Below are 8971 nucleotides of genomic sequence, written 5' to 3'. Positions count from 1 at the left end.
CCATTTTCGACCCGGGCAGCTCCACCCACAGCCGACGATCGCGGACACGATCTGCACGACCGGATGGACCCGGACGGTGCGTCCCTATGTCGCGGACATGAAGCGGATCAAGGCGGAAATGCTGGCGGCCATCGGCGAGCCTATCGAGCGTCGAAATCAATACGAGTTGGATCATAAAATTCCGCTCGCCCTCGGCGGCGCCGTCATTGATGAGCGGAACCTCGCGCTTCAACCAATTGACGAAGCCCGTGAAAAGGACGCCATTGAAACTTGCTTGTCATCCCTCGTCTGCCAAGGGAAGATCGACCTCGATGACGCTCAATCGGCGATCTGGGAGAACTGGCGAAAGGCTGGCGAATTATGTGACGTGTCGTGGTGAAACGCTCTGAAGCAATGCTTCCTGTGCGTCCGTAATCCGTTGATATTCCTCGTCGCTGCCACCTACATCTGGGTGTGCTTTTTTGGCGGCGCGGCGGAATGCGTTCCTTATACCATCTTCGGAGAGGGGGCCGTTAGGCGGTAGCCCCAAAGTTAGTCGGTGCGCTTGATGTAGGCTTACACCCCAAGGGGCCGCCCTTTCTGGTTTGGGCCGCGCCATGAGTTCGCACTTCTCGATTTCCCATTGTTCTGGCGAAAAAATCATCACGTCACGGCGGGCCTCAACGCGCCCATTTTTGAGGAGCGGCATCAGTTCAAACCAGCCAATCTTCTCGTCGAAGGGCTCTGCAAGCAACGCGTTCATGCAATGCTTAGCTTGCCGAAATTTCGTAATCGGAGCGCGCCCTTCGCTTTTCGTGAACGCGTCCCACACGACCCATTCACTCCATTCATTTCCGTTCGCCATTTGTCTGCTCTTCTATTCGCCGTGCGTGAGACGATGTTTCGGAATCGGGTCGCGGCAAAAGGCCGCACCAAAAAATGCGGCCTCCGCCCCCGTGGACGGTTCTCAACAAATGCGGAAATGCGCGCCGGTGTGGCGATTCGTCCGCCAGCATGTTTCGCCGCGATGGTGGTGACCATAATGGCTATGGTGGCCCCACCCGGCTTCGGCAGTCGATGCGAAAGCGATGGGCGTCAGAGCGACAGCCGAAAACGCGAAAAGTGCTGCAATCAATGTTTTCACCGGTGATTCCCTCATAAACGAAGAAGCACAAGCTTTACCATGGACCGGTCCACGCCAAGCGTCTTTCGTGCAGCCTTACGTCGAAATGTTCAGTCCCGCCTTTTTCGTCACTGGAATTTCGTGCGATGAATTGGTCCATTCGATTCCCGGTTAGACGCTCATGTTTTTCGCTTGGCTAAAAAAGAAACGAGAGGAACGAGCGCTGATCGAAAGCGATGCTGCCGCCATGATCAAAACATTTGGCGAATCCGCTTATCTCGAAGCACGGAGGTGGGTCATCGCCGAACTCGCCCACAAAGTGATCGATGGAGATCGCCCCGCAGGTCATTGGGCTCGCGTTCGCGCGGAAGTGAATAGGCGCGCCAAGCATCGGCCCAAATCGGACACGGCCACGCGTTACCTTGAGGGCCGATAATGCGAAGGGTCGAGCCTTCGGCAATCATGGTCGCCGATCTTCTCATGCATGGCGTGGAAAAAATCGAAGCGTCATGTTTACGATGCGGCGAGAGTTGGGATGCTCCGATCACCATGCTGCCGTCAGCGACGACTCTGGCGAAAATTCAAGAGCTGATGATTTGTCCTGCATGCGGTGGGAGAAACGTGGGTGTCACGCCGGTGTGGCCGGGTGATGCCCCGAAGACCAATTAGGTGTATGCGCGGTCCGTGACGAACTCCGCCCCACCATTCAATCCGCCAACCATCGGCCATCTGCGCTCGATGGGTCTCCGCGCGGTTTGGGTCACCTGCACGGAATCGAAATGCCAGCGCTCCGTCTCAATTTCCTTCGACGCTCTCGCCTTGCCCGACGAAATGTTTTTCCCGAAGGTAGCAGGCTCGCGGAAATGGTTATGCAGGGGCTGCGGAGGTCGTAGGGTGGCATTGACGCCCGATTGGAGGGATCACCGCGCGTTTGGGACGGGGCGGGCCACGGATGTGCCGTGATCCCGTCCAAAATCGTCTTTTATGCGAAGGAAAGGGGTTCCGACTGACGCTCGACCATTTCCTTTGGCTCTGCTGTGGCGCCCGGCTCCAAAATATCGAGTGGAGGAAGACCGCGCACGATCCTCATTGTTTCGAGGCTGACCGTGATCACGCGGCAAAATAACTTGAACGGGTAGGCCGGATCGCCGACCGTTTCGTTGGCATAGGCGTTGGCGTCATTGACGATGCCGCTGGCGGGGTCTGTCTTCACGCATTGCCGCTCCATCACCCATTCCAGCGCGGGCTTGCCGTTGACAACGTAGTCGTAAGCTTCGAGCGGGATTTCCGTGATCGTGATGCGTGGATTGTAAATGACTGTGGTTTTGTCCAGCCCCGGACGCTTTCCGGCAAATTTCATTTTCTCAACGCGGAAATAGGCGACCGGGTCGGGGATATGGGCGAGGCGCAAGTCGCCTTCCTTGATCGTCACCGCGTAAGGTTCGGCGGTCTCGTAATTCACATGCAGGTCACCAAGCCGACGACCGGCCTCGACGAAGGCGCGGAAATCCTCGGCGCGCTTCATCCGTGGGATGCGCGGCAACTGCTTCGAGAGGTTATCGGCATAGCGTTCGCGATACTCCTCAGAGTGCAGCAGGCCATAGACATAATAAAACAGGTCGTCCTTGGTGATCGCGTCACCCGGATAGGCATCGGTGAAATGCTTCAGGCCTTCGTCGGTGATGGCGTCGCGGCGGACGCGCTGGGGTGATGCATCACTGTTGAAGAGCATTCCCTGCGGTTCATCCGCTTCCTCGTCGCCTTTCTTGTCATAGAGGTAGCGAGGAAAGCATTGTGACCCCTCAATATCTGCCATATGAAGGCTTGGCAGTCGGTCCGCAAGCAGAACCGAAAAAGGCACTTTCTCGCCGCCGCCCGACATGCAAATCATCAGGTTTTCCGCCGCCGCCTCGCCCATTGGGAAAAGGCGGGGCATCTGATAGACCATCTCGTTGAAGTGGCGACTATAGTAGAGCCATTGCCTCGTGAAAGGCCGATACAGGCTTGGCGCGAGGCATGCTTCCTCAAACGCGAAGCTCTTGGCCTTAGCTAAATCTGCCTTCAGCGCGCGCGTCCAACTGATGTTCTTCGCATCGGCATCGACAAAGCCATCGACTTTTTCGGCGCGCGTTTTGCGATCAGCCCTCGGATGTGCGGCGTTGAAACGCTGAAGTTCGGCGTTGTAGAAACCGATCATCCCACGCATGGTCTCAGCCAATGTTGTTCGGCTTGAATTGAAAGCCCAAGCATCGCGCTGGGTTTTCAGGCCGGACGAAAAGTTCGCAAACAACGCGCTCTCATTGGTATCGTCCTTGTCGCCAAGGACAATGAACTGATCGAAACTGTCATCGCGCTGTTTCAGCCAATCACCATGTTCGTCCGGAGTGACTTTCAGCCAGCCATTTGCAGCCGAAACCCCGCCAATGCTACCGAAGCGTTCTGTGATGGCGAGCTTCTGGTCGCGCGTCAGATAGTCACCAATGTCGTGAAAACGGATCGCGCCCTTTTCCGCCGAGGCCGGGTTCTTGACCAAAATGGCGATGGCAACCGGCGTGCGGCTGCCTTGGCCGAAAATTTTGCCGCCTTCCCTGCGGGATCGCTCGCCCGATGTGCGCTGGTTACCGCGAAGATGGAAAATGTGCAGGCTGGAGAACTCCTCAGCCAGACACTTGCGCAACCCATTGGCGACAGCGGAATCGATCCAGCCTGCATTGGTGACGAAGCCGATCACGCCATTCTCGCCAATGCGGTCGCTCGCCCAGCGGATGGCGCGGATGTAGCTGTCATAGAGCGCGTTCTTATTGATTGCCTCGGACCGTGCCGCGTAGGTCTCGCGAATGCGGCTATCGAGTCTCGGATAGTCGAGGTTAGCCGCGTTATCGTTCGCGCTGTTCTGCCCCGCCGAATAAGGCGGATTGCCTATGATCACCCGAATGTCAAGTTCCTTCTGCCGCGCACGACGGTCGGTGTTGACCGCAAGCATGTCGCTGACAAGGTCACGATTATTCTCATAAAGTTGAAACGTGTCGGTCAGACAGATGCCGGGGAAGGGTTCGTATGCCCCGCTCATCTGCTCGTGATAGACCGCCTCGATGTTGATGGCGGCGATGTAATAGGCCAGCAGCACAATCTCGTTGGCGTGGATTTCGTTCCGGTATTTGTGCGGCATCTGCTCAGGCTTAATCAGCCCCGACTGCATCAGGCGAGTGATGAACGTGCCGGTGCCGACGAATGGATCGATGATGTGAACGCCTTCGCTGCCGAGGGTCTGGTCGAATTCGGATTGCAGCACCTCATCGACGGACTTGATGATGAAATCGACCACTTCAACCGGTGTGTAGACGATGCCCAGTCGCGCAGTAAGCTTGGGAAAGGCCGCCTTGAAGAATTTGTCGTAGAGTTCGACGACGATCTTCTGTTTGGCGGCGGCGTCCTCGATGCCCTGCGCGCGCATTTTCACGCTGGCGTAAAATTTGTTGAGGCTTTCGGCCTCCTTCTCCAAATTTTGCCGGTCCAAAACGTCGAGAACGCCTTGGAGGGCTTTGGAGACCGGGTTGTTCTGGGCGAAGCTGTAGCCCTCGAAAAGCGCATCGAAGACCGGGCGGGTAATGAGATGCTGGGCAAGCATCTCAATCGCTTCTTCCTCGGTGATACTGTCGTTTAGATCATCGCGGATTTCGGCGAGGAAGGTCTCGAAAGCGTGCTTCTCCTCTGAGCCCGCCGCCTTCACCGCCGCGCGGATGCGGGTGACATGCACTTCCGCGATCCGGGCAACATCCTTCGCCCAGTCTTCCCAATAGGCGCGTGTGCCGCATTTTTTGACGATGCGCGCCATGATGGCTTTCGAGAACTCGTCGAATCCGAAGGTCATCTGGGTTTGGGGGATGACGCCGCTGGTCAGGGTGTCTCCCGGATCGACGTCGCCTGCGCCGCCGCCCTTACCAATATCAAGTCCGGTTCCGCAGGCTGCGGCGCGCTTCGGTAGCGTGTTGGTGACGGCGATAATCTCGATGCGGTCGCCCGGATCGACGCCGAGATCGATCTTGTTGATTGTCGCATCCAGCCGGTCGTCATGGGCTCGCAGGGCGTTCAAAATCTGCCAAACAACCTTGTATTTGTCGTTATCGTCCAAGGCTTTTTCGGGCTCGACGCCAGCCGGAACTCCGACTGGTAAAATCACGTAGCCCATCTTTTTGCCTTCGGCGCGGCGCATAACGCGCCCGACCGATTGCACCACGTCGATCTGCGATTTTCGAGGATGCAGGAAAAGGATCGCGTCGAGCGCGGGAACGTCCACGCCTTCTGACAGGCACCGTGCGTTGGTCAGGATGCGGCAAGGGCCATCGGCGCCAGTATCCTCTTTCAGCCACGACAGAAGAGAATTGCGGGCATGCGCGCTAAACCCGCCGTCCACATGCTCGACCTCGCATTCCAAAGGCGGAATCGTTTCGGCGACTTTGGGGTCGAGCGCGTCGCGCCAATCCTCGGCCACACGCTCGAATTCGGATTGGACCAGCTTTGAGCGCTTGATGTCGCGCGCGAACGCCAATGCGCGGCGCATCGGTCCGGTGTCGCCCGCAACATCGGGCTTCAAATCGGCCTTGGTAAGGGCCTTATAACAGCCGACAATTTTCGTGGCGTCATCCAGCACCAATTCGCTATTTTCGTCGGCGAGACGCTTTTGCAGGCTGGCACTGACCGATTCTTCGTCCACCGCCAGCACGATCACTTTGTAATCGGTCAAAAGGCCGTTCTGGACAGCCCATGAAAAGTTTCTGGTAAACAGCGTTTCGCCGAACTTGGTGGGATCGTCCATCGAACACAAAACGGCGTCGGCATCTTCGGCGGTCTTTTTGACCGCTTCGCCGAAGATGCGTGGGGTCGCGGTCATATAGACGCGCTTTTTGCCCCTGATATATTCGGCGTCATGCACCCGGACGAAATTGCTTTCGTCTTCTCCCGAAAGGGTGACGCCCGTGGTCCGGTGCGCTTCGTCGCAAACAATCAGGTCAAATCCCGGTAAGCCGAATTTGGCCTGCGCGTCGTGGATCGCCTGAATGGATTGATAGGTCGAAAAGACGACGGTCATCCGTTCGGGATCGGGCGCATTGGCTTTGGCGCCGAGTTTCGCGCCGTGCGTCGTAGCTGGTATTTCCAGATCATGAACATCCATGTCCGCAAGATCGTCGTTTTTCACTTTACGAACGCCGACCTGCACGTCCGAACAGACGGCGAAGGATCGAAGCGGAATGGTGCAATCAATCGACCATTCGCGGATTGTCTGCGACATGAGCGACAACGACGGGACGAGAAATAGGACCCGCCCGCCCTTGCCAGCCAGCGCTTCAGCGATCTGCAACGCGGTGTATGTCTTACCAGTGCCGCAGGCCATAATGAGCTTGCCGCGATCTGCATCCTGTAAGCCTTCGCGCACCGCCGCCAAGGCTTCAATTTGATGCTGTCGCGGGTGTTTTTTCTCGACGAGTTGCACCGACTTGTTGCGGGCAAAAGCCGCCCAATCGATTCCGCTGTCTTCCAAATCGCTGAGGCCAACTCGGGTTGTTTCAACGATTTGATTGTGCAACGCCTCGTCGGCGTGTTCACTCCATTGAGCGTCGGTCGTGTCCACAATCAAGCGTCGTGTGAACGGGCGTTTCCCCGACGCCGTGAAAAAGCTGTCAATATCCGCTTTCTGGATGCGGTAGCCTTCGCGATAAAATTTGCATTGGATCGCGCACCAGTCGTCGGGACTGTCGGCAAGTTGCGCCACGAGGTCGATACCGGTGTCGCGCTGATCTTGTCGGTTTTCCTTTGCCCAGTCGCCGAAAGTCAGGACGCGCGAAAATTGCGCGCGTTGGGTCGGCGCGTTTTACAACCAGATTTTGGTAAGATGCTCGAAATAGGTGCCCTTTTCCCTCTCCGATGCAGCATTTGCGCGATATTTTTCGAGAATCTGGCGGAGGTTGGTCGGCATCGATGCACCGTCACTCAATGTTCTGATTCGGAATTCAGGTGCCAAACTATAGGTTTAGGATTGATACGGCCATCGGCGTCCTGCCGATTTGCACGGGGTTATCACGGTGCCGCAGTTCCAGCCTTCGCGCGAATGCCCTATCAGCCCCAATCATTTGGCCGATCAGGGGTCTGTCTGGGCGATAAAGTCAGCGCGACTCTTTTTCGACCAGAACACCATTTCCACGCATTCAACGACACGAACGTTTTGGTCACGGAGCCATTGCAATGCAATGATGTCGGGAACGACGATTCGCCCATCCACAATTTTAGCGTTTTTCCATATCTGGAAAAACGCAAGTCCCGTTTCGTCATCGTCGAACTGGCCCACTGTCCAGAACTGCGTGGCCTCGGAGGTCGCGTCACCGAGCCGGTTGAGTATGCGCAGCGCCGCCTCGAAGGAGCCACTAAACCAATCGACGAAAAATGTATTCGCCCCACGGTCGTGCAAATTTCGTTGATCGTATATGTAAATAGACATCACTTTTATATCACCCGCGTAGAATAGTATTTATCAACACTTCGAACATCAAAAACGTAATTCAGATCAAATTTTCAGAGTTACGATTGGAAGCCGATCAGTTTGCAAGCCAATCAAATCAGAGCAATGTCGCTGTAAAACAAGTTATTTTCTGCTTCAACTTAGACACCACAATAGGAATAACACAGATATCAGCTATGAGTGATAAAGCGAGCCCGCTCAAGCATTTCATCAAACGTAACGATATCGATACTACGATTCTCGCGACGGAATAGCTCAAAGGTATCGCGCATCACGTTCGCAGCTCGGGGGTTTCCGGCACGTGAGAACTCATCACGCGACCCTATAACTAATATGCACTTTGCGTTTCTGGTCCGCGCAGCCAGAGCCTCGGTGCCCGACTTGTTATAATGCTCGCCAGTTTGAGCGTAAGAGAGCCATTCTGCCTTCTGTTCCAATATCTGAGAAACAGCGCTCACAAAGTCTGAACTGAATTCCCATGTTCCGGCTCGCCCTCCACGACTGGTCCTAAAAATTGGGGTGTCTGGCTTCTTGATCTCAACGAGCACTGTATAGTCCGTAAAAGTCATGAGGAAGTCGATCACAGGCTTATTCTTGTTGTCGCTGCCTCCGCCACCAACCGTCGCTTCTCGGCTAAATTGTCGCATCACGCGATAATCAAGCCCATATCCGAATACCCACTGTTCGCGCTCAAAGTAGTCTTGCCACTGCGATTCACTCCAATCATTGAGGAGGATGTGGTTTTCATAATCCTTCATCCCTTGCCTGCGCCCAAGAAGAATGTTGATCTCTTCCGCAGTCAATGACTGTTGGAGGGCGTGCAAAAGCTTATTCCTTTGTTCCTCCTCCATGCTCGTAATGCGGTCAATAAGTCCGCGATCTGAGGCATCAATTATAGCCTTCGGACCCGCCTTCGTAGAAATGTCATCAATCTGAAATCTGTCTTCGTTCGACAGGTCTATGAATTCAATCTGGGACAAAAAGGCTAAAAGCCGTTCGAACTCGTCGGTCCGGAAGGTGAACTCATCCTTCTCGAAAGCCTCAATCCAGTCGCCCGCACGTGTTTTGAAGGTTTGAATAGTGAGTCGCTTAATTTTCCTATCGTCTTGGGTAATAAGGGCGGATACCTGCGTCTTTCGTGTGTTACCCGTTAGGCGAAGGCACATTGCACCTTCAATCTCGCCAAAATGCAATTGATCGTTTCCCTCAATAACCATTTTTACCTGACGTAGGCGCTCATGGTTTTGGCTATTGAAGTTAAACACTTTAGAAATATATGTCTTGGCCTGTTTGCGTAGCTTGAAAAAGGAGTATTCGCTTTCGTCGCTCATGATCTGTGAGTCCCAAATTTCGTG

5 protein-coding genes and 2 pseudogenes are annotated in these 8971 nt (G+C 55.1%); 2 read left to right on the top strand and 5 right to left on the bottom strand.

Going from position 1 to position 8971, the window contains the following annotated elements:
- Window positions 1-379: pseudogene (locus ACLP2E_RS08455) on the top strand (hypothetical protein); the annotation flags it as partial.
- On the opposite strand, the gene ACLP2E_RS08450 reads toward ACLP2E_RS08455, so the two are convergent.
- Entirely contained in the window at window positions 359-844 is a 486-nt protein-coding gene (locus ACLP2E_RS08450) for a J domain-containing protein (RefSeq protein ID WP_442465664.1), read from the bottom strand. The pseudogene ACLP2E_RS08455 and the gene ACLP2E_RS08450 sit on opposite strands and share 21 nt — an antisense overlap.
- Window positions 845-1564: 720 nt before the next feature.
- Here ACLP2E_RS08450 and ACLP2E_RS08445 point away from each other — a divergent pair.
- A complete protein-coding gene (locus tag ACLP2E_RS08445; protein ID WP_442465663.1) occupies window positions 1565-1771 on the top strand; it encodes a hypothetical protein in 207 nt (68 codons plus the stop codon).
- A gap of 313 nt (window positions 1772-2084) precedes the next feature.
- On the opposite strand, the gene ACLP2E_RS08440 is transcribed toward ACLP2E_RS08445, so the two are convergent.
- The 4 genes and pseudogenes from ACLP2E_RS08440 to ACLP2E_RS08425 form a co-directional block, all read right to left on the bottom strand.
- A complete protein-coding gene (locus ACLP2E_RS08440) occupies window positions 2085-5663 on the bottom strand; it encodes a type ISP restriction/modification enzyme (RefSeq protein WP_442465665.1) in 3579 nt (1192 codons plus the stop codon).
- A 324-nt stretch (window positions 5664-5987) separates the two neighbouring features.
- Window positions 5988-6956: pseudogene (locus ACLP2E_RS08435) on the bottom strand (restriction endonuclease); the annotation flags it as partial.
- A gap of 282 nt (window positions 6957-7238) precedes the next feature.
- Window positions 7239-7595 carry a hypothetical protein gene (locus ACLP2E_RS08430; protein WP_442465662.1) on the bottom strand — a complete coding sequence of 119 codons (357 nt, stop codon included), beginning with the start codon at window positions 7593-7595 and terminating at the stop codon, window positions 7239-7241.
- A gap of 191 nt (window positions 7596-7786) precedes the next feature.
- On the bottom strand, window positions 7787-8971 hold a 1185-nt coding region (locus tag ACLP2E_RS08425; RefSeq protein WP_442465661.1), incomplete at its 5' end, for a Shedu immune nuclease family protein.

The organism is Rhodoblastus sp., assembly GCF_052145335.1.
GTDB lineage: Bacteria > Pseudomonadota > Alphaproteobacteria > Rhizobiales > Beijerinckiaceae > Rhodoblastus.
Note: the sequence above shows the minus strand (reverse complement) of the source record. Positions and strands in the feature narration are given on the sequence as shown.

Excerpts from the sequence above, each read along its gene's own strand:
- ACLP2E_RS08445 (WP_442465663.1), top strand. The coding sequence starts at position 1,565 with ATGGTCGCCGATCTTCTCATGCATGGCGTGGAAAAAATCGAAGCGTCA.
- ACLP2E_RS08440 (WP_442465665.1), bottom strand. The coding sequence starts at position 5,663 with ATGCGCCGCGCATTGGCGTTCGCGCGCGACATCAAGCGCTCAAAGCTG.
- ACLP2E_RS08430 (WP_442465662.1), bottom strand. The coding sequence starts at position 7,595 with ATGTCTATTTACATATACGATCAACGAAATTTGCACGACCGTGGGGCG.
- ACLP2E_RS08450 (WP_442465664.1), bottom strand. The coding sequence starts at position 844 with ATGGCGAACGGAAATGAATGGAGTGAATGGGTCGTGTGGGACGCGTTC.